Genomic DNA, 20,905 nt, shown 5'->3' with positions numbered 1-20,905 from the left:
GACACCTGTCTCGTTTTGTCTCTTTTTGTTCACCGGCTCCTCGCGTTCCTTTGACTGATTGGCATTCCGCTCAAGCGCTGTTCGGATATCCCGCGACAAACGGAGTGCGGTAACGCAAAAAAGCCCTCCCGGCGTTAAGCCAGGAAGGTCTCATATGCAAATCTTATTCTTTTGTCCGAAGCAGCCTCATGCTGTTCAAAATGACGATCAGCGCGGCGCCAGTGTCGCTGAGCACCGCGAGCCACAAGGTCAGCCAGCCCGGGAAGATCAGCACGAGAGCCGCCAGCTTGACGACGATCGAGAACCAGATGTTTTGCCGGATGATCGCAAGCGCCTGCCGGCTGAGGCTTACCGTGTGCGGCAGCTTTTCCAGATTGTCAGCCATGAGAACGATGTCCGCTGTTTCCATGGCCGTGTCGGTACCGGCTCCTCCCATTGCGATGCCGAGATTGGCGGTCGCAAGCGCCGGCGCATCATTGATCCCGTCGCCGACCATTGCGACTGTTTTCCCGTCCTGCTGCAGCTGTTTGATCACCGTCACTTTGTCCTGGGGAAGCAGATCGGCAAAATACCGGCTGACTCCTGTCTGTTTCGCGACCGTTTCAGCTGTGCCGCGGTTGTCACCGGTCAGCATGACGATCTCGTCGACCCCTGCAGCCTTCAGCTTGCCGATGGCGGCTACCAATTTATCCCTTACTGTATCCGAAACGGCAATCAGGCCGAGAATCTTCTGTGCAGTGCCGATCATCACCAGCGTATTGCCTGCTCGCTGCAGCGCCTCGATCTGCTCGGTCCACTCCTGCGTGGAGACGCCAAGCTCTGCGAATAAAGCAGGCTTCCCCGCGTAATGCGTCTGCCCGTGGATCGTCGCGGCTGCGCCTTTTCCCGGGAGGACGCGATAATCTCGTCCCTCCAGGGAAGCGATCTGCCTGCCGACTGCGCAGTCCATGATGGCCTGAGCAATGGGATGCCGGGAATGCTCCTCGATCGTCCGGGCGATCGCCAGCACTTCATCCTCGTCGCCTTTGCCCGCATCGATCCGGGAGACTCGCGGTTTTCCAACGGTCAGCGTGCCTGTCTTGTCAAATGCAATCGCGTCAATCGCCCCTGCCTTCTCCAGCGAGGTGCCGCCTTTGATCAGGACGCCGTTTCGCGCCGCGTTCCCGATGGCGGACACGATGGCAACCGGTGTCGAGATGACCAGCGCACACGGGCACGCTACGACGAGCAGCTCCAGTCCTTTGTAAAACCAATCGCCCCACACTCCCCAGCCAAAAAAGGGGGGAAGCAAAATGACCAGCAGGGCCAGGACGAGGACAATCGGCGTGTACATCGCCGCGAATTTATCGACAAACGCCTGAGTTGGCGCTTTTTTCTCCTGCGCCTCTTCGACCAGATGGATGATCTTGGCGATGGCGGTGTCTTCGACCAATCGGGTCACGCGCACTTCCAGCGATCCGCTTTCGTTGACGCTCCCTGCAAAGACAGCATCTCCTGCCTGCTTATCCACCGGTATGGACTCGCCGGTAATCGGCGCCTGATTGACGCTGGACTCTCCCGTGATGACATCGCCATCAAGAGGCACCTTCTCTCCCGGCTTGACGACGATGACATCGCCTACCCCGACTTCCTCTACCGGCAGCCTGACCAGTCCGGTCTCCCGTTTGACCCATGCTTCCGCCGGGGCCAAATCCATCAGATCGCGAATCGAATCCCGCGTCTTCTCGATTGATTTCGTTTGCAGCCAGTTTCCGACGGCAAACAGCCAGACGACCGTCGCCCCTTCCTGCCACTCCCCGATCAATGCTGCACCGATAGCAGCGACGGACATGAGCACGTTCATGTCCAGCGACCTGCTTTTGATGGCGTAGAAGGCACTGCGAGCCGGCCTGTAGCCCCCGACTACGATGGACAGGGCGTAGCACACGATCGCGATTGCCTCGGGAAGCCCGCCAAGCGAGAGGAGAGCTCCGAGACCGAGCAGCACACCCGAGATGACGGCGAGGACGGTGCCAACTTTGTCCGATTGCTTCGCCTGCCCCCTCTTGCCCCGAGACAGCGGACTGGCCGAATATCCCGCTTTGGAGACTTCTCTGACGATCGCGTCGTCCGTGAGCCCTTCTTGCACGATCTGCATTTTTCCGGTCGAAAAATTGACGCTGACTTCCTGTACAGCCGCAAGCGTTCTCATGTGCTTCTCCAGCGACTTGGCACATGAGCTGCAATCCATCCCTGCAATCCGGTACACATCCGCATGGGCCAGGCTGAGCGCCCCCGCGGCCGCCGTCTCGGCGCCGACGACGGGAAGCAGCCTCATCCCTGCATTCGACTCTCCCGGATCATGCTCATGGCTACTGCTGCAATGGTGATGGCCGCCGCTGCAGCAGCCACCCTGTTTTCCGTCCTCTGCCATCTGCTCTCACCTATTTTCCAATCCATTATCTTGCCCTTCGATATCGGATAACATTCAAGCAAATATTTAATTATCATACTATCCCAACCCCTTGTCCGGTTCAAGGATAGATTGAGATTTTTCCGCCTATTTTCTGCTTGTCTTGGAAAAGTTCCGAGCAGCAAGCATGAGAAGGCCTGGCGCGCCAAACCTTTTGGCGAGTCCGCAGCCGCCGTGGCCGCACTCGTGCGGGAGAGGAAGGGAGCCATTTCGGTCGATACGTAAAAGGACTCCCCTTTCGGAAGAGTCCCTTTGCCTACCTCAGCGCGCTGCGTTTTCTGCCGAGTTCGGCCCTGTCTGCCAGCGTTCCCCGCAATCCAGGCAGACGCACTTGATGATCTTGCGCTTCTCCAGCGCCAAACGAATGGCGAAGAGCACGAAAGCTCCAGCCAATCCGAGAAACAAGAAGATGACCGGAGTGCCTTTGACAGTGATCCCGATCCAGGCCAGCACAGCCAAAACGATCACATAGATGACGGTATATAGAAGCCGGTTGATCGACTCGGTGAAGTCGATTTTCTTGGAACGGCATTTCGGACATTTTTGCTGAACGTTCATCGTCTCTCTTCCTCTTCCTTTCCGCCTGATTGTCCATGGAATACGCTTATCTTACACCAAAAATTGGCGGCCCACTACCGAACCGGCAAAATGTCGTTTTTCCTTCCCAGTTTTCACGGGAATGACTATAATAATAGAACATTGGAAAGAGGCAAGAGGTGAGTCTGGGTGTCTCCAAAAGAACGGGACGATATTTGTGAAGTGCAATGTTTTGACGATGCAAAAGTGAACCGCTTGAAGCCGTTTGCAGCCGAATCCGCAGGTGTCGCCAAAATCTTCAAGGCACTGGCCGATGACACACGCGCCAAGATCATCCACATCCTGTCCCTGGAAGACGAGCTTTGCGTCTGCGACATCGCTGCGATCATCGGCAGCTCGATCGCCAATACCTCCCACCATTTGCGCCTGTTGCGCAACATGGGGCTGGCCAAGTACCGCAAGGAAGGAAAGCTCGTGTTTTACTCTCTCGATGATGACCACGTGCGCCATCTCATCTCTGCCGGCGTCGAGCATGCCAAGGAGCTGAAGGTTCCCGTGCCATCGGAGGGCAAATGACGAACAGAGAACTGTCGCGTGAACAAAAACGAATGCCTGCCAAGTAAAAAGGATTCCTCATTCCGGCGAATGAAGGAATCCCTTTTTGCTTTCGGCGAATATTGGGCTATGCGAATCGCGAAGCCCGTAAGAGTATAGCCGTTGTCCGGCGCGTCGGAATCGCCATGCCCGCGAAAGTCCGGCGCATATACGCGATACTCTCTGGACAGCTCAGGCAAAGACAGCGACCACGACCGTCTGGAATCCGTGAGACCATGCAGGAGGATCAGGACCGGTGCATCCTGTGGCCCGGCCGCCACAAACTTCATTTCGATACCGGTTTTGAGACTGATGGAGAGCTTCACCGCAATCACCCTTCTACCATTTTTTCGTGAGCCTTATTCCATCCCATGCTATGACAGAATACATGCCGCTAGAACGAGCTTCCCTCCCTCGGGCACAAAAGAAAAAGAGGCGCCAAGGAGTGTAAGACGTTCTCTTCTGAATCCCAGCAATTGAATTTGCAGCACAAATAGGGTACGGAATCGCAACGGTTCTCGTACCCTGATTTTTATTAATATGTCAAGGATTATAAATATTTGGTATAGAAAATCGCATGATAAATCAACTGTCTTCCGTTCGGCAGAGGGGATAATAAGAAAACTCCTGCACAAAGGATCGGTTTAACTGATAAAGTATTTGACATAAAGGATATAATTTATATGAAATAAGAGAGAGCATTCCAAAGGAAAAGAAATCTCGTTAGAAGTTTACGTTTGTCAAAATTCAATAGTAGTCTTTTTTAACGAGGCAGGTTAGTAAAAAAAGGGTGTGCAATATGAAAAAAAGTTTATTGGTTTGTATTACGATAATGTTGATGCTATTATCGGCTTGTGAAAGTGTTGAAAAAACACCCACTCCAAAAAATACTTCGAATAATAGCGTAGAAAATGCAACTGTTTCCAAAGGTGCAAATGCTTCTCAAACAAGTACTACCAGTGAGCATGAGTCTGAAACGGATGAGTCCATTATTCCCAAAAATACCGCTGAATATTGTGATGATGTATTTACAAATTTGGATAGTGAAACTGAAAAGTCTTTCTATGGAACTTGGAAAGTTGAGAAACTTTTGGGGTTTGCAAATTCATACAATGATGCTTCTGAATATCCAACAGGGCAAAAAATTATTGGTGATGAATTTATAATCAAAAAAGACTTCTTTTCATCAAAAGGACTTAAAAACTATAATGTTTATCAACATGAACTCAAGAATCCATTATATAGGCTTGACTTTACATGCTATAACACAGACTCGTTTTATCGTTTATTTAAAACAGATCCCGATGCTTTAAATATAAATTTAAATGATAAGGTAAAATACATAGTAATCAATGACTCTTCTACAAAACTTGGCGTACCTCTAAGTTTTTTTATTGTTAATAATGATAGGCTTATCTTGTTATTGGAGGCAACATCTTTTGAACTTAAAAAAGTCACTGATTAAATGAATGGAGGTTAAATAAAAGCTGATGCCAAAGATAGAAGCGTATTTTTAACAAAGTTGAAATTTAGAGAAAAAGCATGACCTATTCTACATGTGAATGGTCATGCTTTTTCTTTTGTTAATTCATATGATTTTTTTCATTTTGTGATTCAAAAGAGAACCTCTTACACCGAGTGGATGCGCCTCTTTTTCTTCTATCTTTTATCCTAAGTGTTTTGGCTCTCTTGCAGCAGTTGGAAGACTCGGTTCGGACTGACCGGCAGACGGTCGATCTTGATCCCGAACGGAGCGAGGGCATCTACGACCGCATTGGCGATCGCGGCAGGCGACGAGATCGCGCCGCTCTCCCCCACCCCTTTGACGCCGATCGGATTGCGCGTGGAGTAGTACTCCTGCTCCCCTTGCACCGCTTTCGGCACTTCCATCGCGGTCGGCATCAAGTAATCCATGTACGTGCCCGTCAGCAGCTGACCGTTGTCGTTGTAGACGACCTCCTCGTACAGGGCCGTCCCGACCCCTTGTGCAAAACCGCCTTGGACCTGGCCTTCGACGATCATCGGGTTGATCACGCGGCCGCTGTCGTGCACGATGCAGTAGTCTTTCAGCTTCACGAAGCACGTCTCGACATCCACTTCCACTACGGCGACGTGAACCGACGAGGAGTACGTAACGGTCGGCGGCACGAAGTAGTGCGTAGCCTCCAGTCCCGGCTCCATGCCATCCGGCACCTTGCAGCGCATGCCGGGGAGCGAAGCCTCGTACACCTCCGCAAAGGTCAGCTTTTTGTCCGGATCGTTTGCCGCGTACACGACGCCGTCTTTCATTGTCAATACATCCGGGGCTACGCCGAGGACATTTCCTGCTACTTCCAGCACCTTAGCCCGCAGCTTCTCGGCCGCCAGATGGGTCGCGGAGCCCGCGTTTACGGCGCTTCGGCTGGCATACGTCCCTGCCCCGAAGCCCAGGAGCGACGTATCTCCGCATTTGACCGTCACTTTCTCCAGGCCGACACCCAGCACATCCCCGGCGACTTGTCCGAAGACCGTCTCGTGGCTTTGACCTTGCGGAGACGAGCCTGTGTGGATCATCACTTGGCCCGAGGCGTCGATGGCCGCCTTCGCTCCTTCAAACGGGCCTACGCCGGTCCCTTCCACATTGGAGGAAACCCCGATTCCGACGTATCTGCCTTCCTTTCTCCACTCTTCCTGCTTGGCCCGAATTTCCTCATAGCGGGCCATGTCCAACGCCATCCGCAGCGCTTCCGGATAGTCGCCGCTATCGTAGATGAGCTCGCCGCCATCCTTGTAGTACATGCCCTGGCTGTACGGCATTTCTTCCGCAGGGATGATGTTTTTCAGCATGACTTCGGCCGGATCCATGCCCAGGTGGCGGGCGACCATGTCGACCATCCGGTCCATCGCCAGGACGACTTCCGGCCTGCCCGCACCACGGTACGGAACGTTGGGAGTCTTGTGCGTCAGTGCGATGCGGCAGGTGAGGTCGAACACCGGAATTTTGTACGCCCCGCGGAAATGCGCCGCGCTGTTGTACGCGCAGGTAAGGGCGAAGTAGTTGATCGCCCCTACGTCGAGAACGAATTCGTCCCGTAGCCCAAGGATTGTGCCGTCGTTCGTAAAGGCGACTTCGATGTCGTGGATTTGGTCGCGGGAATGGCGAGCCGCACTCATGCTTTCCACCCGGTCTTCGATCCACCGGATGGGAAGGTTCAGCTCTCGGGCCAGATAAGCCAGCATGACTTCTTCTGTGTAAAGGCCGCCCTTTGGACCGAAACCGCCGCCCACGTCCGGCGCCGTCACGCGAATGTTCTGTTCGATCAGGCCCAGAATTTTCGCCACGTAATGCCGCACCTCGAACGGCATTTGCGTGGAGGACCAGATATGCAAATGATCGCTTCGGCTATCGTAGGTCGCCACCACGCCACGGGTTTCGATGGGATTGGAGGATACCCTCGGGGACGTAAACCGTCCTTTCAGCACATGGTCCGCCTTTTTCCGGACTTCCTCATAGTCTCCGACCGGCAAGTGGAAGTACGATTGCAGGTTGCTCTCCAGATGGTCCTGGACCAGCGGAGCTCCCTCTTCCAGCGCTTTGAACGGGTCGACAACGGCCGGCAGCGGTTCGTATTCGACCTTGATCAGCGCTGCCGCATCCTCCGCGACGTAGCGGTTTTTCGCTACCACGACCGCTACGCTCTGGCCCACGTACATGACCTTTCCCTGGGCGAGCACAGGCTCCTCGTTGTGGAGCATGATCGGCTGGATCTGATCCTCGATGTGCTTTGGAAGTCGGCAATGCGACTCGATCTGCGTGAGCGGCTTGACCTTGCCGATCAGATCGGCCCCGGTGTAGACGGCGTATACGCCATCCATGGCTTTGGCCGCTTCCACATCGATGTGTTTGATCTTGGCATGGGCGTGCGTGCTGCGGACGAATGTCGCTTCAACCATGCCCGTCACCTTGATGTCCGCCACGAATTTACCCGTCCCGGTCACCATACGATAATCTTCTTTCCGTCTCAAGCTTTGTCCCATTAGAGTTGCCATCGGTTCACTCTCCTTGTCCGGCAAGCGTCCTGGAAGCCTGCTCGACCGCTTTGACGATGTTGGCGTACCCCGTGCAACGGCACAGGTTTCCGGAAATGGCTTCGCGGATTTCGGTTTCGGACGGGCTCGGATTTTCATTCAGGAAATCGACCAGCGTCATCAGGAATCCGGGGGTGCAAAAGCCGCATTGCAGAGCGTGATTGTCGGAAAACGCTTGCTGAAGCGGATGCAGGCTGCCGTCCTCGCTTGCCAGCGATTCGACCGTTTCAATGGTGCAGCCGTCCGCTTGAACGGCGAGCATTAGACAAGAGCGAGCGGCCTTTCCGTCCACCAGAACCGTACACGCCCCGCAGACGCCGTGCTCGCAGCCGAGGTGCGTACCGGTCAGATTCAACTGGTCGCGAATAAAATCAGCCAGCAGGATGCGTGTTTCGACTGTCTCCGTCACCTGTTTGCCGTTTACCGTAACGGTTATTTCCCTCGTATTCATCTCGCTGCCCCTCCCGCCCGTTTGATTGCCGTTTGCAACGCTCGTTTGGTCAATGTCTTCACCAACGAACGTCTGTATTCCACCGAGCCGTGCAAGTCGCCGTCCGGCTCCACCTGCTCGCTCGCCAGCACGCTTGCCTCCTCCAGCACTTCTTCGTCAGGCCGCTTGCCAATCAAAAACTCTTCCGCGTCGGTGAGTACGCAAGGCACCGGGTTTGCACCGCCGGCAGCCAGTCTGGCCAACGAAATTTCGCCTGCTTCATCCAGATCAACCACCGCCGCGATCTCCACCAGGGCAAAATCGCCGTGGCGGCGGGACAGCTCGGTAAATTCGTACCCGCTCGTCTCCGGCATAATCGGAAAGCGCAGCTCCTTTACCATCTGGTCCGGCTGCAAGGAGGTCAGCAAATAGGTCAGGAAAAACTCGTCCGGCGACACCGTTTCTTCGCCGTCTGCATGCGCGATGACGATCTCTCCCCGCAGAGCGGCGATGACGCAGGGGAGCTCGGCCGACGGATCGGCGTGGGCGATGCTCCCGCCGATGGTCCCTCTCTGGCGAATCTGCGGATGCCCGATCCAGCGGACGGCCTCGGCCAACAGCGGGCAGCGCTCTTTCACCAAGGGCGAGCATTCCACATCGCGGTGCCTGGTCAACGCGCCGATCACGAGGTAACCGTCCTCCTCGCGAATGTAGGAGAGATCCTCCACTCGGCCGATATCAATCAGGTACTTCGGCGTCGAGAGCCGCATGTTCAATACGGGAATCAGGCTTTGTCCTCCGGAAATGATCTTCGCATCCTCCCCCCGTTCGGAGAGAAATTGAAGCGCTTCCTGCAAACTCGACGGGCGCAAATATTCAAAGGCGGCTGGTTTCATTTACGCTCCCCCACTCTTGACTTGTTTTTCGATCGCTTTGAAAAACTGACCGGCCATGAACTTCGCAATCCCGCCCAGCACGCGTCCGCCTACGCTGGCGATCATACCGCCCACTTCCGCGTCGCAGTCCCACGTCAGCGTGCAGCCTTTGTCGGTCGGAACCAGCTTGCAATCCATCTTCGCCTTCACGTGTCCAGGAGAACCGCTGCCTTCCGCAAGCAAAATGTAATGGGAGCCTTCCTCGACATCTTCCAGCTTCACTTGGCCGATGTACTCTCCCTTTACCGCAGCCACTCCCAGCTTCAACACGACGTCGTACTCGCCGTTTTCTTTCAGGACCAGACGTTCGCAGCCCGGGATCGCGCCTTTCAGTATTTCCGGATTATGCAGAGCATCCCAAATATTCTGAACGGTCTCTTTAAAGGTGGTCTCACCCGCTAGATTCATTGATTTCGTCACTCCCCAGCTGGCATCTTGTTGCCGTTTCCTCCAGTTTAGCCTTGATTTTATATAATTTAAAATACATAATCATTTATGATTCAATAGACAAATCGACATATGAAAGTGGGAGTGCCTATGGATCTGCTTCAACTGCGATACTTTCAGGTCGTCGCTCGCCTGGAACATATGACCCGGGCTGCCGAAGAGCTGCATATCTCCCAGCCTTCCTTGAGCAAAATGATCAGCCGGCTGGAAAAGCATTTGGGAGTCCCGCTCTTTGACCGCCACGGCAAGCAAATCCGTCTCAACCGTTTTGGCCAGGCTTTTCTCAAGCGCGTCGAACGTGTTTTTTCCGAGCTGGAGGAAGGCCAGCACGAGCTCGCCGACCTCACCGGCTTGGAGCGGGGGCAAGTATTCCTGGCAGCAGCGACGGGCCGATTGCTGCCTGAGCTGCTCAGCTCCTTTCTCAGGCGGCATCCTCACGTCAACGTCAAGCTGCTGCAAGGCACGACCCAAGAATGTCAAAACCTGTTGGAACGGGGAGAGGTCGACCTCGCCATCACCCATCCGCTGATTGAGGAAGTGCGCGTCCAGAGCGTCCCTTTGCTGACCGAGAACATGTTTCTCGCCGTGCCCCCCAATCACCGTCTGGCAAGCCAAAAGCAAGTATCGCTTCAGGAGGCGGCGGAAGAGACGTTCATCAGCTTGACCAAAACATACGAGCTGACGGAAACGACCACCAACATGTGCCGGCAAGCCGGATTTACACCGAACATCGCCTTTGAGTGCAACGACGCCGAAGTGATTCTGCGGATGGTTCACAATGGCCTCGGTGTCGCGCTCGTCCCCGAGCATTGGTGGACGTACCCAGATCACTGGCATACCCATGCGTCCGAAAAAAGGGATACCCCTGTCTATTTGCCAATCGTCGATCACTACTCCAAACGGGTCGTAGGTCTATCCTGGATCAAAGGCCGCTACCTCACCATGGCTGCCCGCGAATTGCGGGATTTCACCATCCGGTACTTCGAAGAGCAAAACAGAGATGTCATGTAAGAAATTTCCAAAAGATTCGCACTTTTTGCTTGCTTTGTATCATAAATCGAAAGCGCTTTCTCCGCAGGCGAGAGATCCTTTTCTCTTGTCTGCATGAAAATAGAATGGTGCCCTGATGTCTAACCAGTAATACGGTTTGGCATCGGGGCACGGCTTTGCCTTTGGAGCAAAAAAGGACTTACCCGATGCTCCTGCGCACCGGATAAATCCTGATCGCCTTATTCCGGACGATGCCGTATCGCCTGCTGCAGCTGCCGGTACTCTTCCGGCGTATCGATGTCGAGATTCCACCTCGCGCACGAGAAAGGGACATTTTGCGTCTGAGCCTTGTATTTCTCGACCACTTCTTTGCCGCCCCGGTCCCCTGCCACGCGTGCAAGCTCCCCGAACAAAGACGCGTCAAAAAGAACCGGATGGCCGGCTGCTTCCCCGTACACAGGCCGAACGATCCGAATCCCCCTCTTCCAGTTCTCCTCGTACGTCCGGATCAGCGCCTGCACCACTTCGTTCGGCACGTACGGCTGGTCAGCCAAAAACACCAGCGCCGCATCCACCCGCCCGGCTGCTGCTTCGATCCCCGTTCGCAAGGAAGACGCCATGCCCGTCGCATACGATGGGTTGACCAGCACTTCCACTCGCGGCTCGTCACCCGTCAACTGTCTGAGTCGCTCGACGTGCTCTCCGCCGATCAGCAGGACCGGACTCAGGCCATTGACGATTGCCCTGTCTACCGCGTGGCGAAATAGCGGCTTTCCGTTCACCGGCAAAAACTGCTTGGCCTCTCCCATGCGCCTGGACAGGCCGGCAGCCAAAATGATCGCTCCAATCCTAGGCATGGATTTTGCTCTTTCCGTGCAGGGGCAGCGCATCCCTGCTGTTTCTGGCCGCCATAAGCTGCGAGACGATGCTCATGGCTACCTCGTCCATCGTTTCGGCACCGAGGTCGAGCCCGATCGGCGCATGAATCGGCCCGCTGGTCAGGCTGCGGTTGATTCCGGACAGCATCTCCTCCGTCCGCGACAGCGGGCCCAATACCCCGATAAACCTGGGTGAGCTTCGCAAAGCCAAATCGAGCGATTGCTGATCGCGCTCCAAGTGATGATTCATGATCACCCACCAGCTGCCCGGAAGCTCCGCTGGATCGGCCTCGGACGGCGACTGAACGAGATGCCGAACGGCGGCCGGAAAAGCCTCGGGATTGTTGAACCCGCTGCGTGGGTCCAGCACCGTGACGGAAAAGCCCATTCGGGAAGCCAGCTCGACGACGGGCCGGGCATCCAGCCCCGCGCCGGCCACTACCAACCGCTCGCTCGGCTTCGCGGCGTCAATCAGGAACCGCCGCCCGCCGAACGTGAACACTTCCGCGCGGGTTTGGCGGGAAAAGCGTTCTTTTGCATGGCGCAAAACGGCCTCGGGCAGCTGCTCCACGTCACCCGCGACAGAACCGTCCTGCTTGAGCAGCACACGTGCCCCGTCCACGATTTCCAAAAGCAACGCCAGGCTCTCTTCCCGCTGCAAAGCTTCGTCTACCTGTCGCCAAAAGCGATCGTGGGGATCCACAGGCAGGATGCCGACCTCCAGCGAGCCCTTGCAGCCGATGCCCAGGCTCCACACTTCGCTTTCGCTCAGGTCATAACGTTGGAGGCGCGGCTCACCTGACTGCATCGCTTTTTCCGCCCAGCCAAACAAATCGCTCTCCAGACAGCCCCCGCTGATCGTTCCATAGATGCGGCCATCCTCCGCCATCATGACCTTCGTGCCTGGCAGCCTGTACGCCGATCCCTGAACATTCATGAGCATGAGCAAGGCGGTCTTTTGACCCTCCCGCCAAGCTGTCTTGATCTGATCCATTACGTCCCGAAACTCCTGCAAACGTGACATGTCGACATCCTCCTCCTGTTATCCCTAAGCTGTCCTGAATGGGTCGGTCAGTACCCTTTTCGCATCAAAACCAGACAGAGCACCAGCGAGACGACGATAAAGCCGAGGAGCACCAGGAAGCCTCCGGTATACGACCCGCTAAGCTGACTGACTGCTCCTACGACCATCGGCCCGATCGCAGCCAACACGTACGAAATACAGCCGAAAATACCGCCAATGCGTCCCATCACCTGAGGAGACGCCACCTTGTGCAGCATGGTCATGGTCAAAGCCGCCGGCATCAGGAGCACGCTGATGAGCATAATGGTCAAGACCTGGGCGCCAACCGCGCTGGACGTGAACATCGCCAGGAGCATGAAAAGGATGATCAGTGCACTCGCTCCGCCAACGAACACCGCGCGCTTCATGAGCCTGTCCGACCAGAAACCGGAACCCATCTGCACCAGGATCGCCAGTCCGTAGCCCGCCGCGTTGATTACCGCGGATTGAACAAACGGGATTTGCTTGGCTTCCGTCAAATAGCTCGGCAGAAATGTGGAGATTCCGTAGAAGCCGATGGAAATACAGCCGTACACCGCGACCAGCACCCAGAAGATCGGGTTCTTCAATACCGCTTTGACTTCGCTCGTATTGGCGAGCTCTTTTTTGCCGGTTTCTGCGCCCGATTCGATGAATTTTTTTTCGGCGGCGCTTACCGCGTAGTGAGAGCCGGGGTTATTTCGGACCATCACCCAAAACAAGATGAAACAGAGGAGAGAAACCGCACCCAGCGCATGGTAGCTTTCTCTCCAGCCATAGTTTTGAGCCACCATGGCGATAATCGGCAGACCGATTACCGGCCCGAGCGAGTTGCCGTTGAACCACAGCGCCTGCGCTTTCGCCTGCTCATTGCCGGGGAACCACTTCGCCGTCAACGTCAGCGCGATCGGATACAGCACGCCTTCGCTCAAACCGAGAATGGAGCGGGACCAGAACAGGGCAGACACCGATTCAGCCAATCCACCCAATACCATCGCGACGACCCAGAAGAAAATACCGATAAGACCGCTTTTAAACGCGCCGATCCGGTCAACGACAAACCCCCAGCCAAACTGTCCAATGGCGTAGGTGATCAGGAAAATGCTGCTCAAGGAACCCTTGATCGCGCCATCCTTGATCCCCAAATCCTGCAGAAACGGTTTGTTCGCCAGCAGGACGTTGATGTTTGACTTGTCGATCATGGAAACGGTGAATAAAATGAGCAAAGGCAATCCGATGTAGATCCATCTCGCCTTCGTCACTTTTTCAGGCACTGCGCTCGCTGCTGTCCCCAGTTGGCTCAAAGAAATACCCCCTATACTTCGAATGGCGTTACAGCAACATTGTACGTTCGTTTTTTTATTATTTTAAATATAAAAAGAATTATTACATCATTCGTAAAACTTCATAAGCCTAGAACGATGCCGATAAGCCACTCCTTATCCCACGAAAAAAACCTGTCCCGGATCGGCCTTGGCCAGGACAGGCAATGACTTGTTTTGACTAGGGCTTATAGACCCTGGGGAATATCCGCCTGATCGATTCCCCCGGCGCATCCCCTTCGAGCGACGCCTTTTGGACACGGGAAGGTCCCTAAACAAACGTTTAAGTAACCCTTCTTATCGAAAAATACTGCTGCCGGGTCGTGTCCGCCGTCCTTTTACCCGGCAGCTCCGGTTTTTGCGCAGCAAAAAACAGCAGAGCAACCCTTCTCCTGCTGTTCTTCGGTCGTACGAATCAGTCCAGATCGAACGCCTTTCGGAGCCATCCGGCTGAGGCATCCACTTCCGCTCCGGTGAGCTGATGGCCAAAGGAAGTCCAATGGACCTGCACCGGTGCTTGTGCTCCTTCAAACAGACGGACGAGCTCCTCCGTCTCTTGCGGAGAGCAGATCGGGTCGTTCTTGCCAGCGCTGATGAAAATCGGCACGCGGGACAGATCCGGGAGCGGAATTCCCCTGCGCGGCACCATCGGATGATAGAGAATCGCCCCGCTCAGCGCATCCTGGTAATGGAACAGCAGACTCCCGGCGATGTTCGCTCCGTTGGAATAACCGACCGCTACCACATGATCACGGTCAAACTGGTATTCGAGAGCCGCCTGATCCAGAAAATCATTGAGTTCTTTCGTGCGGAAGATGAGGTCTTCCTCGTCAAATACCCCTTCCGCCAGCCGTCTGAAAAAGCGCGGCATGCCGTTTTCCAGTACGTTGCCCCGAACGCTGAGCACGGAAGCGCCTGGGTACAAGCGCGAAGCCAATGGCAGCAGATCGTTTTCGTCTCCGCCTGTGCCGTGCAGGAGCAGCAAGGTAGGCGCCTTCAGATCGGTTCCTTTGCGAAATACATGCTTCATGTCACTCGTCCCCCTTGAGGACACGTACCTCGATCGGCATCAGGCCCTGCTCGATTTGCTGGCGGTACGGCTCATACCATTCCGGGAGCATCAGCTTTTCGCCCAGTGTCTCGAACGGCTCGTCTTTCTCGAAACCCGGAGGATCGGTCGCGATCTCAAACAGAATTTCTCCGTATTCGCGGAAGTAGACGGCGTTGAAATATTGCCGGTCCACGATGTCGGTCGGCTGAAGCCCGTTCGCCTGCACGTGCTCTCTCCATTTGCGATGATCCTGGTCGTCTTTCGCCCTCCAGGCAATATGGTGAACGGTCCCGGCTCCTCCTGCCCCGCGCGGCATGGGCTCGGCATTGACGTCGATGATGTTGCCCAAATCGCCTGTCGCCCGGAAGCGCACAAGGCCGCCCTCTTCGCCTATTTTTTCCAATCCCATCACAGTTTGCAGCACTTCCATCGTCTTGGCCGGATGGACGCTGTACAGAATGGCCCCGCCGAATCCTTTGATCGCGTTCTCCGCAGGAATGCCGCCGAACGACCACTTGCTGGGCTGCCCGCCTTCGCGCTCAACCAGCTCCAGCTGCAGACCGTCCTGATCCGCGAACTGCAGGTACGTTTCCCCAAAACGCTCGACTCTTGTATAAGGGACGTTGAATTTTGCCAGTCGATCCGCCCAAAAATCGAGTGTGCCAACTGGAATCAGGAAGGTCGTATACCCGACCTGCCCGCCGCCCACACGGCCTTTGCGAGAAGTCGACCACGGGAAGAACGTCATCGCCGTTCCCGGACTCCCCACCTCATTGCCGAAATAAAGATGGTAGACTTCCGGCGCATCGAAGTTAATGGTCTTTTTGACGAGCCGCAAGCCGAGCAAGCCTGCGTAAAAGTCTACGTTCTCCTGCGCGTTTCTGGAAAAAGCCGTAATATGATGGATTCCTGTCGTTTGCTGTTTCATCATGATTCACCCTCCTGATTATCACTTTTGTTGAAATCGGTTGTAGCTGACAAACTCTCCGACGGGCTTGCGGTAGCCTCGAGGACGCTGGCCCGACAGGTCTTCTTTGCCGATCGCGATCATCAAGGCCGGCACAAACCGCTCGGGAATATCCAGTATCCGGCGAATCTCTTCGGGATCGAAGCCAATCATCGGGCATGTATCCCAGCCCTTCTCTTTTGCCGCCAGCATGAACAGCATCGCGGAAAGGCTCGCATTGCGAATCGCCTCATCCCGTTTCAGCATGTCTCCGCCGTTCTCGTAAAACGACTGAATCGAGGAGACGGTATAATCGTATTCCCTTTGATCGATGACGCCCAGCTGGAGAAGTCCCTCGTTGATTTTTCCCGCCTGCAAGTGCGCTTCCTTGTCGCCGAGCACGAGGATGACAGCGGAAGCGGTTTTGACTTTATATTGCTTCTGGGCAGCCTCGTATACTCTGAGTTTCGTCTCGTCATCATTTACGATCACATAGCGGGCGTGCTGCAGGTTGAAAGCGGATGGAGCAAACTTCACAAGCGCGAGAATCTCGTCAAGCTCGCTTGCTGCCATCTCCACACCGGGAATGAATTTGGCGGCGGAACGCCTTGCTTTTACCAGGGTAGAAAAATCACTCATGGGGATCTCTCCTCTCGAATTCATGTATCTTTAATTTAAGATATATCCTGCAAGAAAATGTTACTGCTTCCTGTCCAAGACTTTGCGCCCTGTCCTTTTTAACAGCTCAATCACCGCTTCCTTTTGCTCGGACGTCCATTCCTCGAACAGCGTCTCGATCGCCGCCCGATGCTGCGGGAAAATTTCATCCATCAGCTTCTTCCCTTCTGCAGTGATGGCTGCGTACACGACCCGCCGATCCTCCGGGTACAGCTTTCGTTTCAGCAATCGCTTGGCTTCCAGCTTGTCGATCACGTACGTCATGCTGCCGCTTGCGAGCAGCACCTTCTTGCCGATTTTCTGGATGGGCTGATCGCCCTTATGGTACAGCAGCTCGAGAACCATGAACTCGGATGGGTTCAATCCGTACCGCTTCATGTCCTCCGATACATAGTCGCTTATCGAACGATAGGCTCGGGACAAGATCACAAATAGCTTCAAGGAAAGAGCATCGAGGTCCTCTTCTCTACTCATGGTACCATTCCCTTTGTTTTTAATATCTTGAATTCGAGATAATTGTAAAACGAAAAGAATCGATTGTCAACCTGGTTGATTGAAAAATATCCCACATCTAAAAAAACTGTATATAGCGCACCATCAGACTCGCCTGGCACGAACATCCATTCATGTGCCAGGCGGTCCACAGTTTTATCGAGTTCCATTCCGTTTCCTGGCGTTGCCGGGTCTCCGATCTCTTTTAGTCAATTTTACTACATAGTGCTGATGGACGGCGTGTTCCTTCGCTTCATCCCGGGGACACTTGCTTGGCAGCCCGCTTCTGCTCGGGCCCATGAGCGCGCTTCAGGAAAAAAGAAGCCACCCACGCGACGGCTACGAGCCCGAATGCTAGCAGGGATGCGTTTTTCATCCCTGCGATCAATGCCAGCGCCTGCAGGGCGGATTCATCCTGTCCGGACAACGGATGCTCCAAGTACTTTCGCGAGCCGTTCATCATGACGGTGACCAGCAGCGCTGTCCCGACCGCTCCGGCTACCTGCTGCAGCGTCCCGATGATCGCAGTCCCATGCGGGTACATCGGCGGAGGAAGCTCATTGAGCGCATTGGTCATGACAGGCATCATCAGCATGGAAATGCCGAGCATGAGCAGCGTGTTGAACAGCATGATGGTGCTGTACGACGTCGATAGCGTAATGTGGGCGAATTGCCAAAGCGTATTCCCGATTAGCGTCAGTCCGGCAATCGCCAGCCATTTCGCCCCGAATTTATCGAACAGGCGGCCGGTCACAGGAGACATGATCCCCATGATCACTCCGCCGGGGAGCATGACCAGCCCTGCTTTCAGCGGGGTGTAGTCCAGCGCATTTTGAAGAAAGATCGGCAGAAGCATCATCGCGGCAAACATCGCCATCATGACGATGATCATGATCAGCACGGATATCCGGAAAATGCGGTATCCAAAAGCGCGCAGGTCAAGCAATGGCTCCGGTATCGCGAGCTGTCTCCACGTGAAGAGCGCCAGCGAAACGGCGCCAACCGCAATGGGAAGAAGCACCCCGTAGCCAGCCCAGCCCCCGTTTCCTTCGCTTGCGCTGCTGAATCCGTACACGATTCCTCCGAATCCCAGGTCGAAAGCAGGAGCGACAACAAATCCACCGTCGGACGCGTCGTCTCGGTCACATTTTTGAGTCGGGCAAAGGCAAACCCCATCACGAAAATGGCGATCGGCAACACGCCGTAAAACAGGACGCGCCAACTGAAGTGCTCGACAATGATCCCCGACAAAGTCGGGCCGATCGCTGGCGCGAACGTGATGACGATCCCGATTGTCCCCATGGCCGATCCTCTTTTCTCCAGCGGGACGATTGAAAATACGACATTGGTCAGCAAAGGGAACAGGAGTCCCGTACCTGACGCTTGAAGCACCCTTCCCGCTACCAGAAAAGAAAAGCCCGGGGATACGGCGGCCAGGAACGTTCCCAGCGTGAAGAGCCCCATGGCCGACAAAAACAAGGTTCGGGTCGTAAAGCGTTGAAGCAAGTAAGCGGTGACGGGAATGAGCACGCCGATGACGAGCAGATAGCCGGTAGACAGCCACTGCGCCGTGCTGGGCAAAATGCCGAGGTCGTCCATGATTTTGGTCAACGCCACGTTCAGCAGCGTTTCATTGAGAATCGCCACGAACACGCCCAGGATCATCACCATGATCACCATCAAGTTGCCTTTGCTTCCGAACGTCCCCCCTGCACCTTTCAATTCCTGCTGTTTTTCCACAATCGTTCCCCTTTCCGCATCGCAGGAGGAGCCTGCATATCCCAAGCGCTCCTTTGCGATGATTGTTTGGCTTCCCTATTCTAGCCTGAATCAGATAAGGGTATTTCTTCTCGATTGCGATGTTGGGGCAAATCCCAAACTTTTCTTTTACAAACATACGTTCCTGATTTTATAATCAAATTGCGGGCAACACTGGGGGATGTACCCATATGCCGCACATTTTGGCATGACCCCAATTTTTAGCCGAGGAGCTGAATGTTCATGACAATTCGCTTGACCCCTTACCTGATGATGGATGGTACTGCGAAAGAAGCGATCGAGTTTTACGAGAAAGCGTTGGGCGCAAACGTGCTGTTTATGCAGACATTTGGAGAAATGCCGGAAAACCCGGAGTTTCCGCTACCTGAAGCCGCACGGAACCGCGTGAGTCATGCGACGATCAAGATCGGAGAATCCGACTTGATGTTCTCGGACACATTCCCTGGGCAGCCCGTGCAAAACGGCAGTCTGGTGACCATCTGTCTTTCGACGGACGATCCAGCCAAATCCAAGCAATTTTTCGAAGCCCTGCAAGAGGGCGGCACCGTTGTCATGCCGCTGCAGGCAACGTTCTTTAGCCCAGCCTACGGCATCGTGACGGACAAGTTCGGTGTGAGCTTCCAAATATACACGGAAGGCCAGCACTCCATGTAAAAAAATCGAGGAAGGGAGCTCTACGCCCCCTTCCTCTTTTGTTTGCGGGATACAGCCAATGCCTACTTTTCCAAGTCGACGTTTTTCGTTTCGCGGGTAGCACTCACCGCGATCAGCGAAATCACGCTCGTCACGATAATGTAAATGGCTACCGGTACCCATGAATTATTGTATTTGGTCAGCAAAGCTGTGGCGATCAAAGGTGCTGTGCCCCCTGCCAGCGCCGCTCCCAATTGATATCCGAGCGTCACCCCGGTATAACGCACATTCGTGCTGAAAATTTCCGAGAACATCGTACCCAGGACTGCCGTGACCGGCGTCCATAAAATCCCCAAAGCCACTACCGTCGCAACGGTCAGCCATACCGCCGACTTCAATGAAATCAGGTAAAAATACGGGAAGGCGAAAAGCAGCATCGCTACGGTACCTGCAATATACAGAGGTTTGCGGCCGTATTTATCCGACAGTTTCCCCATGAACGGAATCATGAACGTCGCGATCAGTGTCGCAATGGTAACCGCGTTGAGTGCCACGCTGTTGGTATAGCCCTGATATTTTGTCGCGTAGGCAATGATAAAGGTCCCGAAAATGTAGAAGGGCCCTGTCTCCACCACTTTGGCGCCCGTGGCAATCAGCACCGCTTTCCAGTGGTAACGCAACGTTTCGACGATCGGCACTTTCGCGATATTGCCCGTTTCCTTCGCTTCTTTAAATGCCGGTGTCTCATCCAGGCCATTGCGGATCCACAAGCCGAGGAATACCAGCAGAGCGCTCAGCAAAAACGGCACGCGCCAGCCCCACGACATAAACTGTGCTTCCGGCAAGACGGTCATCATGGATACGGCCAACGTGCCCAAGAGCATCCCGACAGTGACGCCCATTTGCGGAATGCTGCCGAAGAAACCGCGGTTATTCTTGCCTGAGTACTCGACTGCCAGGAGCAAGGCTCCTCCCCACTCTCCGCCGATTCCCAAGCCCTGGATGCAGCGCATCGTAATCAACAGGATCGGGGCCCATACGCCGATCGCCTGATAATCGGGCAAAAGCCCGATGAGAACGGTGGCTCCGCCCATCAGCGACAAAGTAAGCACCAGTGTCTTTTTTCGCCCGATCTTGTCCCCGATGTGGCTAAACACAATCCCGCCCAATGGACGGATAAAGAACGGCAGTGCGAAGGATAAATAAGAGAGCAGTAAACCTACGACCGGATCAAAGTTCGGGAAGAAAATCTTGTTGAATACGAGAGAAGCCACCGTTCCGTAAAGAAAGTAATCAAACCATTCGATCGAGCTACCGATCAAGCTTGCGATCAGCGCCCTCTTCGCGGTTTTGCTTGAAACCGCCACTTGTACTTGCCCCATACACACATCCCCCTTTTATGCTTGACTTATGCAATACAACGATGAAAGTGCCTCCCTTTGAATTCAATCCTCCCTTCAATAATTGCATGTACACTTCAATTTTTGGACAAGCAAAGTTATGCGACATCCGCACATGTCGTTGCTGTCAGGACTGTATGAACCGGGATCCCTTGCCGTCTTGCTCCATTTTCTATCTTTTTGATACCAATTCATAAATTGAAGTCCCGATTCAAATTCCGTACAAAAAAA

At 54.5% G+C, this 20,905-nt stretch carries 20 protein-coding genes and 1 pseudogene; 4 read left to right on the top strand and 17 right to left on the bottom strand.

Going from position 1 to position 20,905, the window contains the following annotated elements:
* Positions 1-163: 163 nt before the first annotated feature.
* Together RGB73_RS02090 and RGB73_RS02085 are read right to left on the bottom strand one after the other, a co-directional pair.
* Positions 164-2,413: a heavy metal translocating P-type ATPase gene (locus tag RGB73_RS02090; RefSeq protein ID WP_310768650.1), complete on the bottom strand. Its 2,250-nt coding sequence runs from the start codon at positions 2,411-2,413 to the stop codon at positions 164-166.
* A 300-nt stretch (positions 2,414-2,713) separates the two neighbouring features.
* Positions 2,714-3,010 (bottom strand): hypothetical protein, encoded by a 297-nt coding sequence (locus RGB73_RS02085; protein ID WP_310768647.1) that lies wholly within the window; start codon positions 3,008-3,010, stop codon positions 2,714-2,716.
* A 168-nt stretch (positions 3,011-3,178) separates the two neighbouring features.
* Between RGB73_RS02085 and RGB73_RS02080 the strand changes: the two genes are divergently transcribed.
* Entirely contained in the window at positions 3,179-3,565 is a 387-nt protein-coding gene (locus RGB73_RS02080) for an ArsR/SmtB family transcription factor (RefSeq protein ID WP_310768643.1), read from the top strand.
* Here the strand turns inward: RGB73_RS02080 and RGB73_RS30545 are convergent.
* Complete coding sequence (locus tag RGB73_RS30545) at positions 3,469-3,873, bottom strand: alpha/beta fold hydrolase (RefSeq protein WP_396136192.1); 405 nt, start codon at positions 3,871-3,873, stop codon at positions 3,469-3,471. The genes RGB73_RS02080 and RGB73_RS30545 overlap by 97 nt on opposite strands.
* A gap of 509 nt (positions 3,874-4,382) precedes the next feature.
* On the opposite strand from RGB73_RS30545, the gene RGB73_RS02075 reads away from it, so the two are divergent.
* Positions 4,383-5,048, top strand: a complete 666-nt coding sequence (locus RGB73_RS02075) for a YajG family lipoprotein (protein ID WP_310768639.1) — start codon at positions 4,383-4,385, stop codon at positions 5,046-5,048.
* 206 nt (positions 5,049-5,254) lie between these two features.
* On the opposite strand, the gene RGB73_RS02070 is transcribed toward RGB73_RS02075, so the two are convergent.
* Genes RGB73_RS02070 through RGB73_RS02055 form a run of 4 tightly spaced genes read right to left on the bottom strand, consistent with a single transcriptional unit; the run spans position 5,255 to position 9,424 of the window.
* Positions 5,255-7,612, bottom strand: coding sequence for a xanthine dehydrogenase family protein molybdopterin-binding subunit (locus RGB73_RS02070; RefSeq protein WP_310768636.1), 2,358 nt, complete (start codon positions 7,610-7,612; stop codon positions 5,255-5,257).
* A 4-nt stretch (positions 7,613-7,616) separates the two neighbouring features.
* Positions 7,617-8,102 carry a (2Fe-2S)-binding protein gene (locus RGB73_RS02065; protein WP_310768633.1) on the bottom strand — a complete coding sequence of 162 codons (486 nt, stop codon included), beginning with the start codon at positions 8,100-8,102 and terminating at the stop codon, positions 7,617-7,619.
* Positions 8,099-8,977 carry an FAD binding domain-containing protein gene (locus RGB73_RS02060; protein WP_310768630.1) on the bottom strand — a complete coding sequence of 293 codons (879 nt, stop codon included), beginning with the start codon at positions 8,975-8,977 and terminating at the stop codon, positions 8,099-8,101. The genes RGB73_RS02065 and RGB73_RS02060 overlap by 4 nt, the downstream gene beginning before the upstream one ends.
* Positions 8,978-9,424: an SRPBCC family protein gene (locus RGB73_RS02055; RefSeq protein WP_310768627.1), complete on the bottom strand. Its 447-nt coding sequence runs from the start codon at positions 9,422-9,424 to the stop codon at positions 8,978-8,980.
* A 129-nt stretch (positions 9,425-9,553) separates the two neighbouring features.
* Here RGB73_RS02055 and RGB73_RS02050 point away from each other — a divergent pair, with 129 nt between their 5' ends.
* Positions 9,554-10,474 carry a LysR family transcriptional regulator gene (locus RGB73_RS02050; protein WP_310768625.1) on the top strand — a complete coding sequence of 307 codons (921 nt, stop codon included), beginning with the start codon at positions 9,554-9,556 and terminating at the stop codon, positions 10,472-10,474.
* Positions 10,475-10,692: 218 nt separating this feature from the next.
* On the opposite strand, the gene RGB73_RS02045 is transcribed toward RGB73_RS02050, so the two are convergent.
* The 9 genes and pseudogenes from RGB73_RS02045 to RGB73_RS30540 form a co-directional block, all read right to left on the bottom strand.
* Positions 10,693-11,310, bottom strand: a complete 618-nt coding sequence (locus tag RGB73_RS02045; protein ID WP_310768622.1) for a nucleotidyltransferase family protein — start codon at positions 11,308-11,310, stop codon at positions 10,693-10,695.
* Positions 11,303-12,355: an XdhC family protein gene (locus RGB73_RS02040; protein ID WP_310768619.1), complete on the bottom strand. Its 1,053-nt coding sequence runs from the start codon at positions 12,353-12,355 to the stop codon at positions 11,303-11,305. The genes RGB73_RS02045 and RGB73_RS02040 overlap by 8 nt, the downstream gene beginning before the upstream one ends.
* A gap of 47 nt (positions 12,356-12,402) precedes the next feature.
* Entirely contained in the window at positions 12,403-13,677 is a 1,275-nt protein-coding gene (locus RGB73_RS02035) for an MFS transporter (RefSeq protein WP_310768616.1), read from the bottom strand.
* A gap of 433 nt (positions 13,678-14,110) precedes the next feature.
* Entirely contained in the window at positions 14,111-14,725 is a 615-nt protein-coding gene (locus RGB73_RS02030) for an alpha/beta hydrolase (RefSeq protein ID WP_310768613.1), read from the bottom strand.
* Between the two features lies 1 nt (position 14,726).
* On the bottom strand, positions 14,727-15,674 hold the full coding sequence (locus tag RGB73_RS02025; protein WP_310774053.1) for a ring-cleaving dioxygenase: 948 nt from the start codon (positions 15,672-15,674) through the stop codon (positions 14,727-14,729).
* A 21-nt stretch (positions 15,675-15,695) separates the two neighbouring features.
* Positions 15,696-16,331 (bottom strand): nitroreductase family protein, encoded by a 636-nt coding sequence (locus tag RGB73_RS02020; protein ID WP_310768610.1) that lies wholly within the window; start codon positions 16,329-16,331, stop codon positions 15,696-15,698.
* A gap of 60 nt (positions 16,332-16,391) precedes the next feature.
* Complete coding sequence (locus tag RGB73_RS02015) at positions 16,392-16,844, bottom strand: MarR family winged helix-turn-helix transcriptional regulator (RefSeq protein WP_310768608.1); 453 nt, start codon at positions 16,842-16,844, stop codon at positions 16,392-16,394.
* A 271-nt stretch (positions 16,845-17,115) separates the two neighbouring features.
* Positions 17,116-17,937 (bottom strand): MFS transporter, encoded by an 822-nt coding sequence (locus RGB73_RS02010; RefSeq protein WP_396136162.1) that lies wholly within the window; start codon positions 17,935-17,937, stop codon positions 17,116-17,118.
* A 278-nt stretch (positions 17,938-18,215) separates the two neighbouring features.
* A pseudogene (locus RGB73_RS30540) lies at positions 18,216-18,527 on the bottom strand (MFS transporter); the annotation flags it as partial.
* Positions 18,528-18,863: 336 nt separating this feature from the next.
* Here RGB73_RS30540 and RGB73_RS02000 point away from each other — a divergent pair.
* The gene (locus tag RGB73_RS02000; protein WP_310768602.1) at positions 18,864-19,295 is read left to right on the top strand and encodes a VOC family protein; all 432 of its coding nucleotides are present in this window, start codon (positions 18,864-18,866) and stop codon (positions 19,293-19,295) included.
* A 62-nt stretch (positions 19,296-19,357) separates the two neighbouring features.
* On the opposite strand, the gene RGB73_RS01995 is transcribed toward RGB73_RS02000, so the two are convergent.
* Positions 19,358-20,656: an MFS transporter gene (locus RGB73_RS01995; protein WP_310768599.1), complete on the bottom strand. Its 1,299-nt coding sequence runs from the start codon at positions 20,654-20,656 to the stop codon at positions 19,358-19,360.
* Positions 20,657-20,905: the final 249 nt, after the last annotated feature.

The organism is Brevibacillus brevis (assembly GCF_031583145.1).
Taxonomy (GTDB): Bacteria; Bacillota; Bacilli; order Brevibacillales; family Brevibacillaceae; genus Brevibacillus; species Brevibacillus brevis_E.
The sequence above is the reverse complement of the archived record's forward strand: the minus strand, read 5'-3'. Positions and strand labels throughout refer to the sequence as shown.

What these genes read in the sequence shown, in the direction of transcription:
- RGB73_RS02090 (WP_310768650.1), bottom strand. Translation starts at nt 2,413, where the DNA reads ATGGCAGAGGACGGAAAACAGGGTGGCTGCTGCAGCGGCGGCCATCAC.
- RGB73_RS02085 (WP_310768647.1), bottom strand. Translation starts at nt 3,010, where the DNA reads ATGAACGTTCAGCAAAAATGTCCGAAATGCCGTTCCAAGAAAATCGAC.
- RGB73_RS30545 (WP_396136192.1), bottom strand. Translation starts at nt 3,873, where the DNA reads ATGAAGTTTGTGGCGGCCGGGCCACAGGATGCACCGGTCCTGATCCTC.
- RGB73_RS02075 (WP_310768639.1), top strand. Translation starts at nt 4,383, where the DNA reads ATGAAAAAAAGTTTATTGGTTTGTATTACGATAATGTTGATGCTATTA.
- RGB73_RS02070 (WP_310768636.1), bottom strand. Translation starts at nt 7,612, where the DNA reads ATGGCAACTCTAATGGGACAAAGCTTGAGACGGAAAGAAGATTATCGT.
- RGB73_RS02065 (WP_310768633.1), bottom strand. Translation starts at nt 8,102, where the DNA reads ATGAATACGAGGGAAATAACCGTTACGGTAAACGGCAAACAGGTGACG.
- RGB73_RS02060 (WP_310768630.1), bottom strand. Translation starts at nt 8,977, where the DNA reads ATGAAACCAGCCGCCTTTGAATATTTGCGCCCGTCGAGTTTGCAGGAA.
- RGB73_RS02055 (WP_310768627.1), bottom strand. Translation starts at nt 9,424, where the DNA reads ATGAATCTAGCGGGTGAGACCACCTTTAAAGAGACCGTTCAGAATATT.
- RGB73_RS02050 (WP_310768625.1), top strand. Translation starts at nt 9,554, where the DNA reads ATGGATCTGCTTCAACTGCGATACTTTCAGGTCGTCGCTCGCCTGGAA.
- RGB73_RS02045 (WP_310768622.1), bottom strand. Translation starts at nt 11,310, where the DNA reads ATGCCTAGGATTGGAGCGATCATTTTGGCTGCCGGCCTGTCCAGGCGC.
- RGB73_RS02040 (WP_310768619.1), bottom strand. Translation starts at nt 12,355, where the DNA reads ATGTCACGTTTGCAGGAGTTTCGGGACGTAATGGATCAGATCAAGACA.
- RGB73_RS02030 (WP_310768613.1), bottom strand. Translation starts at nt 14,725, where the DNA reads ATGAAGCATGTATTTCGCAAAGGAACCGATCTGAAGGCGCCTACCTTG.
- RGB73_RS02025 (WP_310774053.1), bottom strand. Translation starts at nt 15,674, where the DNA reads ATGAAACAGCAAACGACAGGAATCCATCATATTACGGCTTTTTCCAGA.
- RGB73_RS02020 (WP_310768610.1), bottom strand. Translation starts at nt 16,331, where the DNA reads ATGAGTGATTTTTCTACCCTGGTAAAAGCAAGGCGTTCCGCCGCCAAA.
- RGB73_RS02015 (WP_310768608.1), bottom strand. Translation starts at nt 16,844, where the DNA reads ATGAGTAGAGAAGAGGACCTCGATGCTCTTTCCTTGAAGCTATTTGTG.
- RGB73_RS02000 (WP_310768602.1), top strand. Translation starts at nt 18,864, where the DNA reads ATGACAATTCGCTTGACCCCTTACCTGATGATGGATGGTACTGCGAAA.
- RGB73_RS01995 (WP_310768599.1), bottom strand. Translation starts at nt 20,656, where the DNA reads ATGGGGCAAGTACAAGTGGCGGTTTCAAGCAAAACCGCGAAGAGGGCG.